General features: G+C 62.6%; 20 protein-coding genes and 2 pseudogenes. 10 read left to right on the top strand and 12 right to left on the bottom strand.

The window, feature by feature from the left end:
* Positions 1–417 precede the first annotated feature (417 nt).
* The 7 genes from lnt (at position 418) to ccsB (ending at position 8,502) form a co-directional block, all read left to right on the top strand.
* The gene (lnt, locus tag CBI38_RS36145; protein WP_109336364.1) at positions 418–1,980 is read left to right on the top strand and encodes an apolipoprotein N-acyltransferase; all 1,563 of its coding nucleotides are present in this window, start codon (positions 418–420) and stop codon (positions 1,978–1,980) included.
* Positions 1,981–2,232: 252 nt separating this feature from the next.
* Positions 2,233–2,922, top strand: coding sequence for a M23 family metallopeptidase (locus tag CBI38_RS36140; protein ID WP_109336217.1), 690 nt, complete (start codon positions 2,233–2,235; stop codon positions 2,920–2,922).
* A 235-nt stretch (positions 2,923–3,157) separates the two neighbouring features.
* Positions 3,158–3,796: a TlpA family protein disulfide reductase gene (locus CBI38_RS36135; RefSeq protein ID WP_109336216.1), complete on the top strand. Its 639-nt coding sequence runs from the start codon at positions 3,158–3,160 to the stop codon at positions 3,794–3,796.
* A gap of 639 nt (positions 3,797–4,435) precedes the next feature.
* Entirely contained in the window at positions 4,436–5,077 is a 642-nt protein-coding gene (locus CBI38_RS36125) for a TlpA disulfide reductase family protein (protein ID WP_109336215.1), read from the top strand.
* Positions 5,074–5,883 carry a cytochrome c biogenesis CcdA family protein gene (locus CBI38_RS36120; protein ID WP_109336214.1) on the top strand — a complete coding sequence of 270 codons (810 nt, stop codon included), beginning with the start codon at positions 5,074–5,076 and terminating at the stop codon, positions 5,881–5,883. Before CBI38_RS36125 ends, CBI38_RS36120 begins: the two co-directional genes overlap by 4 nt.
* Complete coding sequence (resB, locus tag CBI38_RS36115; protein WP_204165070.1) at positions 5,880–7,505, top strand: cytochrome c biogenesis protein ResB; 1,626 nt, start codon at positions 5,880–5,882, stop codon at positions 7,503–7,505. The genes CBI38_RS36120 and resB overlap by 4 nt, the downstream gene beginning before the upstream one ends.
* A 10-nt stretch (positions 7,506–7,515) precedes the next feature.
* Positions 7,516–8,502 carry a c-type cytochrome biogenesis protein CcsB gene (gene ccsB / locus CBI38_RS36110; protein WP_109336212.1) on the top strand — a complete coding sequence of 329 codons (987 nt, stop codon included), beginning with the start codon at positions 7,516–7,518 and terminating at the stop codon, positions 8,500–8,502.
* Between the two features lie 41 nt (positions 8,503–8,543).
* Here ccsB and CBI38_RS36105 read toward each other — a convergent pair whose 3' ends face one another.
* The 6 genes and pseudogenes from CBI38_RS36105 to CBI38_RS39910 all read right to left on the bottom strand — a co-directional run.
* Entirely contained in the window at positions 8,544–9,296 is a 753-nt protein-coding gene (locus CBI38_RS36105; RefSeq protein ID WP_109336211.1) for a CbtA family protein, read from the bottom strand.
* A 14-nt stretch (positions 9,297–9,310) separates the two neighbouring features.
* The gene (locus CBI38_RS36100; protein WP_109336210.1) at positions 9,311–9,526 is read right to left on the bottom strand and encodes a CbtB domain-containing protein; all 216 of its coding nucleotides are present in this window, start codon (positions 9,524–9,526) and stop codon (positions 9,311–9,313) included.
* A 481-nt stretch (positions 9,527–10,007) separates the two neighbouring features.
* Positions 10,008–10,925 (bottom strand): prolipoprotein diacylglyceryl transferase, encoded by a 918-nt coding sequence (lgt, locus tag CBI38_RS36095; protein ID WP_109336209.1) that lies wholly within the window; start codon positions 10,923–10,925, stop codon positions 10,008–10,010.
* A gap of 265 nt (positions 10,926–11,190) precedes the next feature.
* The gene (locus CBI38_RS36090) at positions 11,191–12,036 is read right to left on the bottom strand and encodes a GNAT family N-acetyltransferase (RefSeq protein ID WP_109336208.1); all 846 of its coding nucleotides are present in this window, start codon (positions 12,034–12,036) and stop codon (positions 11,191–11,193) included.
* Between the two features lie 66 nt (positions 12,037–12,102).
* Positions 12,103–12,864, bottom strand: a complete 762-nt coding sequence (locus tag CBI38_RS36085; protein WP_109336207.1) for a prolipoprotein diacylglyceryl transferase family protein — start codon at positions 12,862–12,864, stop codon at positions 12,103–12,105.
* Between the two features lie 678 nt (positions 12,865–13,542).
* Positions 13,543–14,014, bottom strand: a pseudogene (locus CBI38_RS39910) (MFS transporter); the annotation flags it as partial.
* On the opposite strand from CBI38_RS39910, the gene CBI38_RS40895 reads away from it, so the two are divergent.
* A complete protein-coding gene (locus tag CBI38_RS40895; protein WP_418328378.1) occupies positions 13,900–14,541 on the top strand; it encodes a DUF6153 family protein in 642 nt (213 codons plus the stop codon). The pseudogene CBI38_RS39910 and the gene CBI38_RS40895 sit on opposite strands and share 115 nt — an antisense overlap.
* An 87-nt stretch (positions 14,542–14,628) precedes the next feature.
* Complete coding sequence (locus CBI38_RS36070) at positions 14,629–15,240, top strand: DUF305 domain-containing protein (RefSeq protein WP_109336204.1); 612 nt, start codon at positions 14,629–14,631, stop codon at positions 15,238–15,240.
* A 189-nt stretch (positions 15,241–15,429) separates the two neighbouring features.
* Here CBI38_RS36070 and CBI38_RS36065 read toward each other — a convergent pair whose 3' ends face one another.
* The 6 genes and pseudogenes from CBI38_RS36065 to CBI38_RS36045 all read right to left on the bottom strand — a co-directional run.
* Entirely contained in the window at positions 15,430–16,380 is a 951-nt protein-coding gene (locus tag CBI38_RS36065; RefSeq protein ID WP_109336203.1) for a M56 family metallopeptidase, read from the bottom strand.
* Positions 16,377–16,733 (bottom strand): BlaI/MecI/CopY family transcriptional regulator, encoded by a 357-nt coding sequence (locus CBI38_RS36060; RefSeq protein WP_109336202.1) that lies wholly within the window; start codon positions 16,731–16,733, stop codon positions 16,377–16,379. The genes CBI38_RS36065 and CBI38_RS36060 overlap by 4 nt, the downstream gene beginning before the upstream one ends.
* Before the next feature lie 730 nt (positions 16,734–17,463).
* Positions 17,464–17,841, bottom strand: coding sequence for a WD40/YVTN/BNR-like repeat-containing protein (locus CBI38_RS40465; RefSeq protein ID WP_335743656.1), 378 nt, complete (start codon positions 17,839–17,841; stop codon positions 17,464–17,466).
* Between the two features lie 781 nt (positions 17,842–18,622).
* Positions 18,623–19,279 (bottom strand): DUF305 domain-containing protein, encoded by a 657-nt coding sequence (locus CBI38_RS36050; protein WP_109336201.1) that lies wholly within the window; start codon positions 19,277–19,279, stop codon positions 18,623–18,625.
* Between the two features lie 15 nt (positions 19,280–19,294).
* On the bottom strand, positions 19,295–19,564 hold the full coding sequence (locus CBI38_RS41010) for a four-helix bundle copper-binding protein (RefSeq protein ID WP_472515508.1): 270 nt from the start codon (positions 19,562–19,564) through the stop codon (positions 19,295–19,297).
* Positions 19,501–19,806: pseudogene (locus tag CBI38_RS36045) on the bottom strand (four-helix bundle copper-binding protein); the annotation flags it as partial. The pseudogene CBI38_RS36045 and the gene CBI38_RS41010, both read right to left, overlap by 64 nt.
* A 128-nt stretch (positions 19,807–19,934) precedes the next feature.
* On the opposite strand from CBI38_RS36045, the gene CBI38_RS36040 reads away from it, so the two are divergent.
* Entirely contained in the window at positions 19,935–20,321 is a 387-nt protein-coding gene (locus CBI38_RS36040; protein WP_230990472.1) for an ArsR/SmtB family transcription factor, read from the top strand.
* Positions 20,322–20,326 lie beyond the last annotated feature (5 nt).

Here is a 20,326-nt window from a genome sequence, read left to right as displayed (position 1 = left end):
TCGAGGTAGTGGTGACAAGGTCGTGTCGTAACGTGGGTTCATTCGGCCACTGTGGCTGACTGCCCGCATCCCGTGCAGCCACGTGCACCAAGAACGCGCAACCCAAATCCGTGTTGCCGCCCATCGTGTGCCAGTGTGAGGTCGACAAGCGGGCAAATTGATCACGCTACATGTGAAACAAACGATTTGAAGGCTGCACGGTTCACGGTCGGGCGTATCGGTGAATCACTATCTCGCCATCTTCGTACCTCCAGGACTTCGTTGCGGGCGAGCGACCGGCATGAACTACTATCGCCGATAGTAGTTCACTGCCATGGCAGACACGCCGCACCATCGTGGCGACCCCGAAAACGACGAGTGCGGCCGCGATCGACGCTGCCTGGAAAGGTAGAGCCCCTGATGGTCGACCTCTTGCGAATGACGGATCACGCGGACGTCCAGAGCCATCGGGCAGTCACCAGACGAATCGCTGATGCCCTCTTCCGCTGTGCCGCGGCTCTGGGGGCGGGCGCCCTGCTGTTTCTCAGCTTTCCCCCGCGCACGACCTGGTTTTTCGCTCCTTTGGGGATCGCGGTCCTGACTCTCATGCTCCGAGGGCGTTCCGTCCGCGCGGGCTTCGGATACGGCTACCTCGCCGGACTGGCGTTCTTCGTGCCGCTCCTGCCATGGGTAGGGGCGTATGTCGGGGCGGTGCCGTGGTTGGCGCTCGCGGCGATCGAAGCGGTTGCAGTAGGGCTCTTCGGTGCAATCGCAGCACTGGTCAGCCGACTACCACTGTCGACGGTATGGGTGGCGTGTGCCTGGGTGGCCACCGAAGCAGTGCGTGCCCGCGCCCCTTTCGGGGGCTTCCCGTGGGGGCGACTGGCCTTCGGTCAGGTGGACGGAATCCTTCTGCCGCTCGCAGAGATCGCCGGTGCCCCCGGCCTGAGTTTCGCACTCGCGGTGATGGGCACGGGACTTGCCGCATGTGTAATCCAAGCCCGGACGCGCCGCTGGCGGAGTTCGATGGGCAACGCCGTACTGATCTCGATCCCCGTACTACTCGCACTGTCCCTCTCGCCGACCACTGTCCCGAATCGGGATATGACAACCGTGGCGGTTATCCAAGGAAACGTCCCGCGACTCGGCCTCGACTTCAACGCGCAACGGCGCGCTGTACTCGACAACCACCTCGCCAGGACCGAACAACTGGCAGCGGATGTCGCCGCAGGCCGGGCGCGCCGACCTCAACTCGTCATTTGGCCGGAAAACGCCTCTGACATCGATCCTCTACTCAACAAAGATGCAGCTGACCGGATCGACGCCGCCGCCCAGACAATGGGAGTCCCAGTCCTGGTCGGCGCCGTCCTCATCGGGGAGGGCAACACAACCCTCAACAGTGCAATCGTGTGGGATCCGGTCAGCGGACCAGGACAGCAACACGTCAAGCGCCAACTAGTCCCCTTCGGGGAATACCTTCCCTTACGCACGGTGATGACCGCCGTGTCACCCTACGCGAACCAGGCAGGAAAGTTCGTGGCCGGCAATGGCAACGGCGTCGTAGAACTCAACGGCGTTCCACTGGCCGTTGCAACCTGCTACGAGGTGGCCTTCGACGATCTCGTGTCGGAGTCCGTTCGCGCCGGAGCTCAGCTGATCACCGTGCCCACCAACAACGCCACCTTCGGGCGTACGGATATGACCTATCAACAACTGGCGATGTCCCGAGTCCGCGCAGTCGAGCACGGACGCAGCGTGCTTGTTGCCGCCACCAGTGGGGTCAGCGCGATCATCGAACCGGACGGTACCGTTCAACAACAGAGCCGGATCTTCACCGCCGACGCGCTCGTCGGCGCCATCCCCTTGCGCACCGACCTGACCCTGGCCACCCGCCTCGGATCAGTTCCCGAGCTCGTTCTTGCACTGCTCGTGGTGCCCGCAATCCTCATCGCCGTACGACGCCGCCTCCGCCACACAGCTACTAAGCCGGGTAGTAATTAGACGAAAGTTCGTATATCGTTTCGTTACATTCGGTGGAGGACTTCCTCAGACGAGCGCGGTTCGCCACAGAAAACCGCACGTCAGAGACCCCATTTTAGGAGCACAGTTTTGTCACGGCACCGTAAACGCACAAGCTCCGGCCTTCGCTGGCACCACGAAATCTTCGAGGTGACGCCACCGGAACTGATTGCGGCGAATACGGCAGGAGGACGCCACAGGACACCGGCCCGATCAGGCGACCACACAGCGCTCATGGCCACCATGGCTGTGGCCGCAGGCGCTCTGCTGGCGGGGACCGCCAGTACGGGCGTCGCACAAGCTCATACCGTGCAGGCCGACGTCGAAGAGGTCCGCGCTCCCGAGGCCCCAGCGCCTGGAAATGCTGCCGTGCCACCTACGGCCCCACAGGTCCTCGCCCTTCCCTCCCTCCCGGATGCGAACGCCATGGTCGAGCAACTCGCCAAGGGCGAGTGGTTCGCGGATCAAAGGGCGGCGCTCGAGGCTCAGAGAGCGGCACTCGAGGCCCAGACGCGCAAGCCCCTTGCGGTCAAACCCGTATCCGGCACGCTTACCTCAGATTTTGGCCCCCGTTGGGGAACGACACATACCGGTCTCGATATCGCCAACGACATCGGCACCCCGATATACGCGGCAGCTGACGGAACCGTGATCGACTCCGGTCCGGCATCCGGATTCGGGCTCTGGGTACGAATCCAGCATGACGACGGATCCATGAGCACCTACGGACACATCAATGAGACCCTGGTGAGCACAGGCCAGCGCGTTAACGCCGGCGACCAGATCGCTACCGTCGGCAACCGCGGCCAATCCACGGGTCCGCATCTGCACTTCGAAGTGGCGGACCCCACCGGTCTGAAGGTGGATCCGAAGCAGTGGCTGGAAGCCAAAGGCGTTGATATCACAGAGTTCTCCAAGGCATAAAAGGGATTCCCACGCGCACACCTCGGCAGGGGGCGCGCCGCGAACGGCTAGAAGCGGAGAACGCCGCCACTTGTCTTCGGATCGCTGCGCAGCCCAACACCACTCGCCTGTGTGCCCTGGGACCGGGCGGCTGCCGCACCCGCGAGCTCATCTACTATGAACGATAGTAGGTGATGATGATGATGGTGGTGCGTCGTTCCTGGCGGCGTGCGCCTCATAAGGAGATGGAACGCAGATGCGCGCCGAAATGCGTTGGCTACTAGTTGCCCTTGCGGCGGCTATCCTACTCATCGCGGCAATCTGGCCGCGGGGGGACGACTCAGAACTAGCGTCCTCACTTCCTACGGGCGCGTCCCACGGAACCTCGACGAGCGAGGTCGATGAAGCCGAATTGGCGCAGCTGGCTGCCGCGGCTGCACTGCGCCCCTGCCCCGAAGCCCCGCCGGACGGTGCACTCCCCGGAGACCTCACCGGCGTCACCGCGCCCTGCCTCGGCTCCACCACGAAAATCGACATCGGCTCCGCCCTTTCTGGAGAGCCCACGTTGATCAACCTCTGGGCCTCCTGGTGCGCTCCATGCCGACAGGAAATCCCCGTACTTGAGGCCTACGCCAACGAACCCGGTGCGGTGCGGGTGGTGGGTGTCAACGTCCAGGACAAACAAACCAACGCCCTCGCGCTGCTGACCGAGTTGAATGCCCACTACCCGTCATTCGGAGACGCTGATGCGGTACAAAAGGCGTTACCGGCGCCTCCGGTACTGCCGCTGAGCTTCCTCGTTCAGCGCGACGGGACCGTCGAACGGATCACCAGCACCCCGGTCTTCCACGACCCCGCGCAGGTTCGAGAGGCAATAGGCAGTCTGGTCCGATGAGCGCACGGTGACCACGAGTGCTCACCAATTCGGTCCAAGGTGATGTCCCCGAACTCGGAGCATCTGCGTCCCTTGCGATCTTGCGTGAGATCCGCAGAGGGTGTGTCGAAATCTGAGCGCCGGGCCGGTCATCTTCTGAAGCTCACGTTGTCGCAGTCCCGAACAGCCCGGCGCTTCGGAGCCCCTTGCGGCAGTCTTCGACGCTATCAGGCGCGTGAACGCGCTGCGATACAGAGAAACCCGACAAAGGCGATCGCCATGGCCATCGGATAGCCGAGGAGTAAATCCTGCCAGCCTGCAGAGGGTAAGAAATGTAATTGCCCGAGGTGCGTGACCACGTGCGCAAGTCCCATCACCACCCCTACGGCCACCAACAGCCATCCGACGACTCGTCGCCGGCGTTCCCGACGGTATGCGCGGGTATGCATCGATTTCTCTGTCACGCGATTGACCGTCTCCGTCGCTAGTCCTGGCCCTCCTGCTCACCGCCAGGACGCCAACTACTATCCTACTTAGTATTACGGTTGGTAGTTCGTGAAAGGTGGCAGAGGTGTCCCATGTGTTCTCGGTGACAAGGCGGACGCCCGCGCCATCGGCGGTCACCCGACTGACCGCCGGACATGCCCGGATGGTGTGGCCATGACGCGCGCGTCGTCCCCGGGCACTCGTTGTCGCGGAGCCAACCCGGGCCGGCGCATAGTCAAGCTGGTGGCCCTTATCCTCGTGGCACTGATAGGCGCCACCGCGTGCGCGTCGGGATCGGACGCAGTCGCGCAAGGCGGAACTTTCGACTTCGTCTCCCCAGGTGGAAAGACCGAAATCTTCTACGACCCTCCCGACACACGCGGATCGATCGGTCCGCTGTCCGGTCCCGACCTGATGACCGAGGGCCAGACCCGGGCGGTGTCGGACTACACCGGTCAGGTCGTGGTCATCAACCTCTGGGGCCAATGGTGTGCACCGTGCCGCGCAGAAGCCGATGACCTTGAGCGCGCCTACGAGTCCACCAAGAATCTCGGGGTGCAATTTCTCGGTATCGACGTCCGCGACCCCCAACGCGACAAAGCGCAGGACTTCGTGGTCGACAACAAGGTGTCGTATCCATCCATCTACGACCCGCCCATGCGAACCCTGACGGCTCTGGGCGGCAATTACCCCACCAGCGTGATCCCCTCGACTCTGGTTCTCGATCGCGAGCACCGGGTAGCCGCGGTGTTCCTGCGCGCCCTGCTGACCGAGGACCTACAACCGGTCATCGAACGAGTGGCGGCCGAGAAATGACAGTGCTGGCTCAAGAGTGGGGAAACACCTTTCAGACGGCGGTCGCCACGGGGCCCTTGCTGTTCGCGCTGGGTGCCGCAGCGCTGGCGGGACTCATCTCATTCGCCTCTCCCTGTTGCATCCCGCTCGTGCCGGGTTACCTGTCCTACCTTGCTGGGGTCTCCGGGGCCGAGACGCCGGTTGTCGCAGCGGGGGTCGGCACTCGTGTCAAGACCGTCGGACGCTGGCGCGTCACCGGCGCGGCTGTGTTGTTCGTGGCGGGATTCACAGTGGTGTTCGTCCTGGCCACCGCGTCGGTATTCGGCGTGATCGGTGTCCTGCAACTCAACCGAGAACTCCTTCAGCGCATCGGTGGTGCGATCACCGTGCTGATGGGAATGACGTTCATCGGTCTGATTCCTGCTCTGCAGAAAGACACCCGGCCCACTCCGAGGCACCTCTCCACACTTGCTGGGGCCCCGCTGCTGGGAGCAGTGTTCGGGCTCGGGTGGACTCCCTGCCTCGGGCCCACTCTGGCTGGTGTCTTGTCCGTGACAGCCGGAACCGAAGGGGCTACGGCCGCACGGGGGGTGGTCCTGATCATTGCGTACTGCCTCGGCCTCGGACTGCCGTTCATCGCGCTCGCATTCGGGTCGTCGAAGGCGCTCCGTGGTGTCGGCTGGTTACGTCGCCACTCCCGCACCATCCAGATATTCGGTGGTGTCATGCTCGTCATCGTGGGACTTGCACTGCTGACGGGGTACTGGGAGTTGTTCGTCGCATGGATCCGGGACGAATTCGTCAGCAACGTGGTGTTGCCAATATGACCGTGACCCACAGCAACGCACCAACACCGACACGACAGAAACCCCCTCGACAATCACTGATCCGCAGCCTGGTCGGGGAGGCCCGGATTATATGGCGCCGATTGACGTCGATGCGCACCGCACTCGTACTGCTGTTCCTCCTAGCCCTTGCCGCCATCCCCGGCGCGCTGCTGCCCCAGCGTAATCTCAACGCTGGCAAGGTGGCCACGTACATTGCCGCCCGTCCCACCCTGGGCCCGTGGATGGACAAGCTCGAACTGTTCGACGTATTCGGAAGCTTCTGGTTTACCGCTATCTATGTGCTGCTGTTCGTCTCGCTCATCGGCTGTCTGATCCCGCGGCTCATCGATCACCTCCGCGCACTCAGAAGTAAGCCAGTTCCGGTGCCACGCAACCTTTCCCGCCTTCCACACCACCATCATGGTGTCATCAACGCCACCACGAACGAGGTAACTGAGCAGGCGCGCGCGGCCCTGCGTGGATGGCGTGTGGCAATTTACACCGAAAGTGATGGAGGACGGGCCGTCTCTGCCGAGCGAGGGTACCTCCGCGAAGCCGGGAACCTCGTCTTTCACTTCTCGCTCATCGGACTGCTCGCCGCTGTCGCGATCGGCAAGCTGTTCGGCTACGAAGGATCTGTCATCGTCATCGCCAACGGCGGACCGGGATTCTGTAACACCTCACCCGCGGTGTACGACTCGTTCCGCACTGGAAACGCCACCGATGGAACCGGACTCGAACCATTCTGCATCCAGGTCAAGGACTTCAAGGCGGACTACCTCGACAGCGGCCAGGCGGAGATGTTCACATCCAACATCTCCTATCAGACGGGAGCCAGCGTGGGGGATGACGCCTGGCAGGACTACCAGCTGAGGGTCAACGATCCACTGCGCATCGGGGGTGAACGCATCTACCTCACCGGGCACGGCTACGCGCCCCAATTCACGGTCACCTTCCCCGACGGGCAGACCCGCACCGAATCGCTCCAGTTCCGCCCGGACGACGCGACCACCTTCCTCAGCAGCGGAGCATTACGTTTCGATCCGCCCGGCGGGACCTATTCGACGCCGGAGGAACGCCGCAAGAACCAAATCGCGATCGAGGGCCTGTTCGCCCCGACCGCCTACTTCAACGGCACACTGTTGACTTCAGTCTTTCCCGGCATGCGCGACCCCGCGGTAGCCGTGGACATCTACAAGGGTGACACAGGCTTGGACACTGGTATCCCTCAGTCGATCTTTAGTCTCAACTCCGAGATGATCAACCAGGGTCGTCTGGTGAAACAGGACCGGGTCAACCTGAGGCCCGGAGAATCGACGACGCTGCCCGACGGATCTCAGGTCCGGTTCGATGGGGCACAGGAATTCGCCAACCTTCAGGTTTCGCACGACCCCGCCCAGAAGTGGGTACTGGTTTTCGCGATCAGCATGATGGCCGGCTTGCTTGTCTCGCTCGTGATCAAGCGCCGGCGAATCTGGGTGCGAATCCGTCCAGGTACCTCGGACACGGAGACAAACGTCGAGCTCGGTGGTCTCGCACGGACTGATCACGCCGGATGGGGCCCTGAATTTACCACCATGTGCGAACGCCTCTGGCCCGACGCGACTCGACAGGATGAATGAGGATCCACCTATGCCGATTGACGACAACCTGGCCCGTTACAGCGATTTCAGTTTCGCCACCGCCGTCGTGATCTATGCGTTCGCGCTGATCCTCCTGAGCGCTGAGTTCGCGTCCCTACGAACACGAGCACTCGACGCACTCGAGCGCACTCCCACCCTTGTCCGCGCCGGGACACCTGTCGTGACAACAACTGCGGACAGACCCGGTCGGCTAGTCGAGCCGCCCCGTCGCTCACGCTCGGATCGGCTCGGCCGTATGGGTATGAGCATGGTCGTGGTGGGGCTTTCGGCTCATCTCGCATCGATTGTCCTGCGAGGCCTCGCCACCGCCCGGGTGCCGTGGGGCAATATGTACGAATTCGTCACTCTCACCTGCGCTGCTGCCGTCCTCGCGGGATTGATCGTGCTGCGTCGGGCAAGTCTGCGCACCCTGTGGGTATTCGCCCTCATCCCGATACTGATTCTATTGTTCGTCGCGGGCACCGTGCTCTATGCCGATGCCGCACCAGTCGTACCGGCGCTGCAGTCGTACTGGCTGCCGATCCACGTGTCGATCGTCTCGATTGGCAGCGGCGTCTTCCTGATTTCCGGAGTGGCGAGCATTCTGTTTCTATTGAGAGTCAGTTACTCCGACAGCTCAGAGGAATCGGGCGCCTTGATACGGTTTGTCCGACAGCTACCCGATTCCCGAGTCCTCGATCAGCTCGCCTACCGGACAACGATCTTCGCTTTTCCACTGTTCGGTTCTGGCGTCATCCTCGGAGCCATCTGGGCGGAAGCAGCGTGGGGCAGGTTCTGGGGCTGGGATCCCAAAGAAACTGTGTCGTTCATCGCCTGGGTGGTATATGCCGCCTACCTGCATGCTCGCGCCACATCGGGTTGGCGCGATACCCGAGCGGCATGGATCAACATCACGGGGTTTGTCGCCATGCTGTTCAACCTCTTCATCATCAATATGGTCGTCTCCGGTCTGCACTCATACGCCGGACTCAATTGAGGTGGGACGTCAGCCCGCACGCGTCGAGACCATGCGTCCATTCAGCTACACGGGGGCTGTTCCATCGTCCGCTGAGATACCAGAGTCTGTGCCTGGAGCACCGATTCGGCGAGGTAGCCGAAGATGACGGCGAAGGCTGCCCACAATACGGTCTGCATCCCCGCGGCGGAGAGGCGGAATTGCCACACCACGCCAGCGGGGAAGGATTCGGGCATCTCGTTGACTGCGGGGACGAACGCTAACGCCAGAGCCGCTGCCGCAACGAAGGTGATCGAGGCGAGCACCGTGGCATTCCAGTTACCCAGTCGTGGGCCAATGGATCGCCCGATCAGCACCGCGACGATTCCTAGCAGCACGCTGAGCGCGACCATCAGAACATACAGGATAGTGCGCTGGTCGAGTGTGTCCGGATCGCTGACGGCAGGGGGGTTCGCGGGGTACTTGAGGAACGGCACCAGGAATACCGTGACGAATCCGCCCAGCGCGATCAGCGCCGCCGTGGCGCGCGGCCCGAAGCGGCCGATGCGACCCAGCGCGAAACAAAATGCCAGGGCAGCGATCCCACCCAGAGCGGCACCGAAGACAAGCACGCCGGTGGCGAGCCCCGCGGTCTCCTGCATCGAACGGCTCACCACTTCCGTCGCGGGCTCGGCGGAATGGGTTGCCTCGAAGGCGAGGGCGGCCCGCAACGGCTTCTCGCCGACGAGATAGCCCAGACCGAAGGCGAGCATCCCTGAGAGGGCACCCGCCAGCATTCCGCGGACGAGCAGTAATCTGACAGTGCTGGAGTTCATCTGCGCGGCCCGGCTCAGTGGCAGGGAAAGCCGAGGAGATGCCTGCCGTCGTGCACCCATTCGTGCACGGACTCTCCCGAGAACACAGTCAACGCGCCCTGCTCGGTGCCGACGAAGTGCAGAAGCACGAGCATGAGGACGCCAAAGAACACTGCCCACGGCAGGAGTTCCCGGATCGGGATGGGCGCTCGCGTCGACGGAGACAATGGGGTAGCTACCGGATAAGTCATTGGTGGTGAGACCTCCTCGGGAACACGCGTCCCGCTGGGTTGGAGCACAAGACGACAGCGCAGGGTCTGACTCGCCGGCAACAAAAGAGTTGCACGACACACAGTGGCGCGACCGTGCCGGGATTGCACCGGACTTCCGAGACACCGTCGTCCTAACGGATCGAACGATAGACCACGGCAGCCTCCGCTGCCAAGGTCTATGCTCTGGGATCTTGTAACTGGCTCTTGGAAAGTCGGCTACTCGATCGCTTCGCGACCCTGCGGCACATTGGCAAACATTTCAGAGGAGGATCTCCCCGTCGCCAACGCATTGTGGCCCGACTCAAATCCGCTGTCACGGATTGCGGTCAGTGTGTTGCGGTTGGGGTGGCTTGGGTCGCATCCGCCGCATGCACGGGACGGGATCGGCGCGATGTAGTCTTGTAGCCACTTCTTGCGCACGAGTGTGTTCGGGCCCTAGCTGATGACGGTTGGAGACGGCTCAGGTGGGCGTCCCCTTGTCGGCCGCCCCGTCGTCCGTCTCATCGCGTTGATTCCTGGGCTGCAGCTCTTCTGGTGTCTCGCACCCTCTCTTGGCGGCGAGGAAGTAGATCACCGCGCCGGTGAAGACGATCGCGGAAGTGTATGAGTTGATCCGGATGCCCGCGATGTGGGTGGCGTAGTCGTCGCGTAGGAGTTCCACGAAGAACCGGCCCGCGCTGTATCCGGCGACGTAGAGGGCGAACAGTCGGCCGTGGCCGATTCGGTGTCGTCGGTCCACCCAGACCAGCAGGACGACGATGATCAGATTCCAGGTCAGCTCGTACAAGAAGGTGGGGTGTACGATTCGCTCCACCACACCGGTGGAGGTTCCGGTCAGCGTGTCGAGCTTGCCGGACGCGTCGATCCGCTGGAAGATCTTCAGCCCCCAGGGGAGAGTAGTTTCCCGGCCGTAGAGCTCCTGGTTGAAGTAGTTGCCGATTCGGCCGATGGCTTGGGCAAGCAGGATGGCTGGAGCGACCGCGTCCCCGAGCGCGGGCAGCGGTATTCCACGTACCCGGCAGCCGATCCAGGCGCCGACACCGCCGAGCAGCACGGCGCCCCAGATGCCGAGGCCACCCTGCCAGATCTTCAAAGCGTCGACGGGGTCCCCGTCCTCGCGGAAGTAGGTGCTCCAATCGGTGGCCACGTGGTAGAGCCGGCCACCGATCAGACCGAAGGGAACTGCCCAGACCGCAATATCGAGGACGGTGCCCTTCTCGCCGCCGCGGTCGGTCCACCGCCGGTCGCCCCAGACCACGGCGACGACGATGCCGATGATGATGAACAGTGCATAGGCCCGCACCGGCACCGGGCCGACTGTCCACACCCCCTGGGGTGGGCTCGGAATGTAGGCCAAGACGTCGACGGTGGAAGTCACGACGCCACGGTAGCCGAAATGAACAAACAGCCGAGTGTGCTCGCTGGGCGACGGAACTCGCCCAGCGCTCACGGCACAACCCTTGGATAGCCTCCGGTGCGATTGACGGCACAGGTAGAGCCCTTCTGCGATGTGTCACACGCGAATCCCTTGTTTCGACGTAATGGGGGCGGGCTGGGTGGCCTCGATTCGGGAGACTGCGATGTGCCGGCCGACTGCTCATTTCCGGTGCGGCCGGCACCCCTCTTCCCTTCTCGCGCGTCGATCACGGGGGGTAGGTCTCAGAACCCAGTCCCTCCTGCCGGCCGGAACTCGGACCGGTCTCCTTGCGGTGGTGGACTGTCTCGTTGAGGGGAATGCGGTATACGCGGAGGGGAGCGCCGTCGCGGGTCGCGCCCTCCTGTACAGCGTGCCATCCGAGTCGTTCGTAGAATCGTGCTGCTGCTTCGGCCGTCCTCTTGGTGACCAGGGTCGCGGTCTCGGCTCCGGCCGCCCGTGATTCCACGAGGAATCGTTCGACGAGGGCAGTGCCTGTTCCCGTTCCGCGCACCTCCGGATAGAGGGCGACGGCGGACAGAACGGCGGTCCGGTTCGCCGGAACATGCTCCTGGGCGGTTGCCCGTGGTGTCGGGACCGACCGGAGCAGGCGACGCGTCCAGGGCCCTGCTCGTGTACGCGCGAAGCGGATCGCGATCTTCGGTCTCCGGATCAGGGCAAGGACACCGACACCGATCAGCTTGCCCAGCGCACGGCGATGCATCAAGATCCCGTTGATATGCGCGGATTGATCGGTGGCTCCGAGCAGGAATCCGACGATCCGATGGTCGGGGCCGCTTACGTCCTCGACGACGAGCGCGATCGCGTGGGATTCGTTGAGGACGCATGCGTGCCACTGACGGAGAAACCGATCTCCCAGTGCGGGAAATAGGCCCTGCGGCAGCAACTCACGATGTGCCCGTGCGGATTCGGGCAGATCCTCCGGGCTCAGTCGGCGTATGAGCAGAACAGCGGATTCAGACTGGTCGGGAGTGCCGAACCGGTGCGCGGGAGGGGGGCCGCAAAGAGGGGCGTTCATCTGGGGGTTCGGCCGATCGGGCACGCTCGCGGGCATTGGTCTGCTCCTTCTGCGGCCCGCCGACTGTGCGGACCGATTCCCCCTCGGGTCTGGGACTCCTCTCTAGGTTGTCAGGGTGAGAACACCTGCGTCTACTACGAGGATCGCGAGGGAGATCGCGATAGTCAGGCGACGCCCGAGGCGGGTATGGGGATCGGCTCGAAGGGGGAACAGCAGCTGCCGAACAAATGTGTAAGCGGCCGCGGCCGCTACGAAGATGGCTCCTGCGACGGCGTCGACTGTCAGTACCAGCGTCAGCGTGATCACACCGATGAGAAGTGCTGCGGCAGCTTCGAGCAATTGGACGGGTGCGCGGCGAATTCCGACGGTTCGGTTGGACGACCACAGGCCCCATTTGGAGGTGGTGGGACTTCCGGCGCAGCAGCCTCCGAGGAAGCAACCGGGTCGGCCGACCGCCATCGCGAGAAACAGGCCGGGGGTGGTCACGTCGAGCAACGTGCCGACGTTCATACCCAATACGAAACCACCGAGTACGAGGACGCCGAGAGTGACTACCAGAAATCCTTGGATGCAGGCCCCGGCGGTTGCGAATTTTCGCGGGTGTTGTCGGTGGAGAATCAGATACCAGGCTTTGGCCCCGAGGTAACCCAAGGCGCACGCGAGTAGGGACACCCCTGTTGCCGCCACAGCGTTGGCGTGTACCCGCGAGAGCAAAACTGACTGCAGGACGAGGGCAAGGACAACACCCACACTGATCAGGGTCGGCCACGTCCACAGCCGGACTCCGGGCCCTTGAGCCAAGGCAGCCAGGCGTGTATTGGTGACGATCGTCTGTGGATCGCCTGTGGCCTTCGACGGGAGCATAGGATCGAAGGGAACGGCCTTGATTCGCCATGCGCCGGAGTTGATCCCTTTGACTTTCGTAGTGACAGAAAGCCTTCCGCTATCATGGGTGAGGTTCTCCACCCGTGCGACGCGTTCGAACCGATCGCCGTCCCCTAGTGGGCCGGCAACGTCGGTGCGGATACCTGAAAACCGGACATGCAGATCACCAGGTGGCCGTGTGGTTGCCCCGTCGGACCAGTACGTGGCGGCCAAACCAGGCTCAATGTCCGCGGTCGCCTCCGAACAGCTACCCGGGCCGGGGGATGGGGGAGGAGAGTCGGGATCTTCTCGGAGCGCCCGTTGTTTTGCGGGATTGATATCTGTGGCCTGAGCAGTTGGACGAGCGCGTGTCGAAGACGGTGCCGTCTGCGTATGTCCCGGTTGCGTGCGGATCAGTGGGTTCGGTGCAAAGGCCGGCTGAACAGGGCTTGTCGAGAACCTCTGACCGATTGCGAGGGTCGGCTGGAGTTCGAATGAGGGAGTCGATGGCTCCTTTGTGGCATGGGTCGCGGGGTTGCGCCGTTGCTTGACGTGAGCCGCCCGTGCGTTCCGCTTGGATCGGTTCTTGTGTGGCTTCTTACCCAACGTGCTCCACCCAATTTCTGGCAATGGCGTCAGTGACGGACGCCGATCCCTAACTACTAAGCAACATAGTAGTTAGGGATCGAGGTCCACGCCAGGCCGGCCTAACGGGAGGTCGTGGCCGCCTCGAGGTCCATCGGGATACCTCGAAGAGGGATCGAGTTGCCCCGATCGCTGGAGGGGATGGAGCGCCGCGACGCATCCCGCACCCAACGCTGTGAGGGGCACCCATGCAAGGATCGGCAACCCGCATCGCGCATGATCCCGAAGACCACACCAGTCCCCAGATTGCCGAGGAGAATCCCGACGCCGACGACCGTGCTGTAGAACCCATAGTGGGTCGCGACCAGCCCGCCGCCGGCGAGCGCGACGACGGTGTCCATCTCAAAGGGGGGAAGATCGCCGCGGTGCCCAAGGCCAATAATGCAGCAGATGCCAGTAGCGCACTCTCGGCAATTGCGGTGCCCATCTTCTGGGAGGTCCGTACCAACATCAACGGTAGGAAGGCTGCGGCGAGTACGGCCACGCCGATCACCACGCTTCGGCTCGATCCCCTCGTTGGACAAACCAGGAGTGTGGCAAGCGCACTACGGCTCAGGTGACGACGGTTCGAGTTCGTCGCTCGAGCCACGCTATTGTTGCCGTCGTGCACGCCCAGGACACGTCGACGGTCGCGCAGCGCGCACGACAAGTGCGACCGCTGTGGCTCTCCTCTTCGGCGTCCTCTTGATGCACGCATTGCTGCTGTCGCCGCCCGCCGAGACTCACGCGCAGACCGCGGTCGCAGGAACCGGCGACGCCCCAGACCACCATGTCAACAGCATGCGTACTGTCACGGCGATGCCGTCGATTGCCGCGACATGTGATCACCCGTGCGGCGGCGAGCATAACGGAATGCATATCTGTCTGGCCGTGATCGCAGTGATCGCAGCAATACTGCTCTTCAGGCCCCAGTGGAGCACGGCATACCCCTCGACGTCGCCACAGTCGCTGTTTTCGCTCGGCGGCGCGAGTTGCCGGGCGCCTCCGTGGACTACTCTGACGCTCTCCGAATTGTCGGTACTACGGGTGTGACAGGTGACTCACCACGGTGAGATCCCTGCCGAGGCATGCCATGTCTCTCACAACACGTACACCCGTCAATTCAAGGAGCAAATCAATATGTGGTCAAACACTGTTAAGATCATCGCCTCTGTCGCCGCGACTGCTGGTGCACTCGGTCTTGCGGGCTGCGGCGGGGGCGGCCACGACATGAGTCAGATGTCTGGCGGTGATATGTCGATGTCCGCGTCCGCTGATACTGCGGCGGAGTTCAACGACGCGGACGTTATGTTCATGCAATCGATGTATTCCCATCATGCCCAAGCAGTGGAAATGGCCAAGCTGGTCCAAGGACGCACCGAGAACGTCCAGATCGCTGAGCTGGCGAGGGCGATCGACACCGCACAAGCTCCCGAGATGGAACAGATCAGCTCTCTCCTTCAGGACTGGGGAAAGCCGGACCCCGCATCCAACGTCAACGGGATGGATCACGGCACCATGAATGGGATGATGTCGCAAGAAGATATGGACTCATTGGCCACCAAGAACGGCGCCGACTTCGACGCCGCTTGGTTGAAGATGATGATTGAACATCACACCGGCGCGGTCGACATGGCGCAGACCGAACTGTCGGACGGATCCAACCCTGAGGCCAAGCAGCTGGCAAAGTCTATTGTCACAACACAGCAGGAAGAGATTCAGACGATGCAATCGCTGCTGCCGCGAAACTGACCAACGGTGCTGGGTGGGACCTGGTCGGTCCTACCCCAGCGCATCAGGCACCGACGGGCAGCCTTGGGTGTCGGCGGTTTGAAGGGGTGATTAGACGGTCGAATATGTACGAGTCCAGTATTCCCGGATGGTGAGGCTTGCAGGCTAACACCGTCGATGTGTCCGGGGTGCGCAGCACGTAGGGAACGACTACGCGACGGCAAGACAAGAAGTCAGTGTCATTACGCAGAGGAAGAGCACTCCTGGCAGAACTGGCAGTGCCATTGCGGTGACGTACGCGGCGAAGGATCGCCTTACCCCCGGCTGGTGATTGCGGTCGGTGGCCAACGCATGCAATCTGACTGCAGTGCAATCGGTGTCGGTCGCCATCGCCAGTGCGGGACTTGGAACCGCATGGGGCCGCAGGGTCCGCAACGCGTCGTGGACAGCACTCCTGCCATGGGTGCGTGCGGCACTTGCGTCGGCGGCGAGTTCAACCAGGGTACGGACCAATACAGGGGACGCTCGCATAATCGCCAACCACGGCAGTACCAGGGCCACGGATTCAGCCAATCTGACGAACAGGTGGTGCCGACCGCGTAGATGTGCACGTTCGTGCGCCAACACTGCAGCGACGGACTCGCTGCGAAGGTGTGAGCGCAAACCCGTACTCGCCACGATGAGAGAGGGCCGTCCCGCGATGCTGTAGGCCAGAGGCTGTTCGAGGGGCACCCACAGCGTGTGGTCATGAACCTGGAGCGTGCCCTCGAGGATATGCACGATTCCCAGATGCTTGTCATGGGTATGGCGACGCTCGCGGGCCATCCTTAGCCAGGAAATGAGGATTCCGGCTGTCATCGCTGTGATCGCAATTGCAGCAACGGCCCCGACAAGCGTTTCGACGCCATTCGAGGCGCCATCGTGGAGGGCGAGCCAGCATTGTTGAGCCAGGTGGAACAGCGCGGATACCCCCCCATGATTCGGTAGCAGCAGTACCACAGCGGGGACGGTCAGGTTGACGAAGGTGCCGACTACGATCGCGGTCCAAGTCGCCAAAATAACGGTGGGGTTGACGAATCGACAGATCATCGTTGTGAGGATGCGAGGTGAAAGCATCGCGAGCAGGAGGCCGCCGAGCATCCACAGCGTCGCCACGATCATCGCGCGGTTCGCTCTCGCAGCCCTCTGGCCAGGATTTCTGATTCTTGCTCGGAACTGCCTTTGGCGAAGTGCATCAGTACGCCGGCGGGGTCGCCGCTGGTGGCCAACAACTCACGCACTGCAGCTGCTGTGGCCTGCTCGCGGCTGCGAGTAGCACGGTACGAAAATGCTCGGCCTTGCCGTTCGCGCTCGACCCATCCCTTGCGGTGCAGATTGTCCATCACCGTCTGGATCGTCGTGTATGCGGGTTCACGGCCAGTGAGGCCCTCGAGAACGTCGCGTACCCGTAGGGGCTCGTCGGAGCGCCAGAGCGCGTCCATGACGACCCCTTCGAGTTCACCCAGTCCATGCATCATTCCTCCCACTCATAGAAGATGGCCGCTGAGCTCAACTCTCCCGACCTGCACACGCCCAGATTCGACGGTGGTCGCCTGCGCCCGCAGTCACGTGGACGGCGCCGGGCCGACTCTGTCTATCCAATGGCGGCGCCGTGGGGCCGATGGGCCGCTGCCCAAACGAGTAGCCGCCACCGCTCGTACTGGACAGGCCGCGGCGTCGAGCTTGTTCAGTGTAGGTTCCCTTCTTGGTGCGCGTGTGTGCTTACTACTAATTCCCATAGTAGTGAAGATTCCGTTCGTGTCCGCCAGCCAGGGTGTCGAATGAGGATCAATCCACGACTCGGACTGCCGCGCTGCCCGCTCGCAGTCATCATTCAATGTGATCGTGGTCAGCAGAATGGCGGAATCTTCCATTACCTCGAGTCGACGTGGCTCAGACGGCGGGACTATCAACCAGTCTCCGGTGACACCCACTCCAGTGAGACCTGCAGAAATCAGTCGTACCCGTCCGTGCAGCAACGTAGAGAGTGAGTTCCTTCCCCGAGGGCCTTGGTGCGCGGCCATCACATGGCCGTGTGTCGGGCGATGACGGTTTCCCGTAATACGCGCTCGTGGCTCCCATAGACCGTCTCTGCACTGCGACCGCCGGTTACCTTCTTGGCGTGTTCGAGTCGACGTCGGACGATCGCAATCAGCGAATATCTACGCAGCGTGTACCCGACTTTCGTCATCCTTCACGGAACGTTCAGCGCAGTGCGTAGAGAGATTGGTCAGTGGCAGCGTAGGCGTTGTCGTAGTTCGAGGCTGTCAACGCGTCGACGGGGCCGATGGAGGAATGCATTTGCCAAGTACGACCTCCTCGGCTGCGCCAGGGGTTGCCGTCCACGTCTACGCCCCACAGGGCTCCGTCCGTGCCCGCGGACACCACAGAGAGCGGGGGAGCGGCGGGAACGACCGAGAACGTGCGGGCTGCGTCGGTGCTGAGTTGTAAACCGCTTGTTGTCACTGCCCATACTCCGGCATCGGTGATGGCCAGTGAGGCCGTGGGCAAAGACGCTCCTGCTGTCCAGCTGTTTCCACTATCGGTGGACGCCAGCAAACCGGTGGTGCCGTCGAAGCCCACGATGATCCCGCGCCCTTAGAGGTCAAGACATGAAAGTCCACCTCTCCGATCAACGATTTCGTTGTCCAATTCTGCCCTCCGTCGGTGCTTTCCATCAACCCCAACGGATTCGGAGCGTCACTCGAGCGCCCAGGATGCCCGGAAGGCAGGACAGTGTTCGTTCCCGGAACCCCCGTCATCCCCATCAGGTCGTCATCGGTGTTACCGACACGCGACGTACTGCCCGAGGGTTCGATGGCGAAGAGTCCGGTATGTGCACCGGCCAGCACTGTCCCATCGGCATTGATGTGAAGCCCATGCAGATGGTTGATCTCGGGATTCAATTTCACGCTTGGGCCGTTCGAGTTGGCTGCTTGGGGATGCTCCTCGGATGGCGACGAGCATCCGGCAAGGACCAGGGATACAAGGGTGAGTACGGGGACCATAGTCCGACGGAGTCCTATATTGCTCATCGAGCAAAGTTCCCGTTTTCTCCAGAGATGCAGAAGCCCCAGTGCGTTTCAAGGACATATACAAGTTGTAGGCCACCGAAGGTCCTGTCGGCAGAAGGTGCGCGTGGAATGCGGTTTCGACGTGATGAGGGATGGATTCAGGCCGTCGGTTCGACAAGTGGGTGAGGCCAGCGTGGTCGACAGCCTAGGGACCTGACGCTGTGTCCAATGAGGTGTCAGGCCCATGCACATCGGATCGCAAGTGATGGAGCCGGTGGACTCCCACCGCCCTCCCGATCCACGGATGCGGGGAAGGCGCTGAGAGTTGATCCGGTGAGTAGCGCTCGGTGTTACAGCGAGGACAGCAGCTCCTCCATGGTGGTGATCTCCTTCTGCTGGGTGTCAATGATGTTCTGCGCCATTTGAACTGCGGCTGGGTACTGGCCGGTGTCAACCTCGGTCTGCGCCATCGCGATCGCTCCGCGGTGATGTTCGATCATCTGCGTCAGGAACAGTCGGGCTGCGTCGACGCCCTGAGCATTGGCGAGTGCCTGCATATCTTCCGGCGACATCATCCCTTCCATGTCGGGCATACTCATGCCGGTGCTCATCGGGGTCGACATGCCGGGCATGTCCATGCCGCTGCTCATCGGCGTGGAGGAAGCTGATTGGCCCCATTCGGCGAGCCAAGCGTTGAGTTGCTCGATCTCCGGAGTCTGTGCCGACTTTATTTGTTCGGCCAGAGCAGTGACGCGTGGATCGATGCCTTCCTTCGCAAGGAGTGTGTCGCTCATCTCGATAGCCTGCGTGTGGTGCGGAATCATTCCCTGAGCAAAGGCCACATCCGCATCATTGTGCTCACCGGTGCCCGCCTCGGCGGAAGCCGATGTCATGGTGGCGCTTGCTGCAGTGGTGTCGGTTGCTTGATCTGTGTCCGAGCTTCCACAGGCGGTCAAGGCGAGCAGCACGGCAGCAGATGCGGCACTGATAGCGAGAGATTTCTTCATCGAGAGGTTCCTGTTCTACGTCGGTGAGCGGTCAACGGTCCATACAAAAGAGCCCTGGCCATGATCGCCAACTGCCACGGCTGCGGGGCGAGCGGAAAGACCTTGCCGGTGCGTTGTCGCGTTTCGGTGCGGCGATGGGGCTAATCGAGCGCTGCGAACAGCTCGCGGCATCTCGCATCGCTGACACGCACCGGCACAGACCTTGCAGTGTTCGTGCATCGATGCATGCGCTGCGCACTCATCTCCGCACGACTTGCACGCTGCGGCACATGCTTCGAGGACAATGCAGGACAGATTCGCGTCGTAGCCGGTGTGTGGCGCGAGAGCACCTGGCCGGTGGTCTCGCAGATGTCGGCGCAGTTGAGGTCGGTGTGAATGCAGGTGGTCAGGTCCGTCACGGACTGCTCACTCAGGCACGCGTCGGCGCACGCCGTGCAGGCCTGCGCGCACTCGACGCACGATTCGATGCAGATCACCAGCTTTGCTTTGTCGATCTGGCCGAGATCCTCGGGATAGGTGTCGAGCATGGATGCGGTCGTGCTCATGGTTCTTCCCTTTCCGTGGAAGGACACGCCTACGGCGGCTGCCTCCAAACGACGACTCAGGGCGAGCCTATACCCGTAAAATCGTACGGGTAAACCGTCAGCGAGGATGGGTGCATGGGCCAAGTCGTAGCGCACCCGGTCGATCCGGAGCGGGTGCGCATGCCCGTGAGCGGTTGCTCAGCCGTGACGACGCCGCCCGGTTGAGCAGCATTTTGAGTCTGCTCGCCGACCCCACCCGGACTCGGGTGATCTACGCCCTCGACCTGGCCGAGGAACTGTGTGTGGGCGATATCGCCCTGACTCTCGACCTTGGGGAGGACGCCGTCGGGTACGCCCTGCGGATCCTGCGCACCGCCGGTATGGTCACCCGCCGCAAGGCGGGCCGCACCGTCTATTACCTCCTCGCGGAAGGGTTTCCGGAACCGTTGCGGATGCATTGCCTACGCCGCCTCGTCGAGATCTCCGACGAGAACGCCGGGGTGGACGACGACTACTGATCCTC

The sequence above is a fragment of the Rhodococcus oxybenzonivorans genome (assembly GCF_003130705.1).
GTDB lineage: Bacteria > Actinomycetota > Actinomycetes > Mycobacteriales > Mycobacteriaceae > Rhodococcus_F > Rhodococcus_F oxybenzonivorans.
The sequence above is the reverse complement of the archived record's forward strand: the minus strand, read 5'-3'. Positions and strand labels throughout refer to the sequence as shown.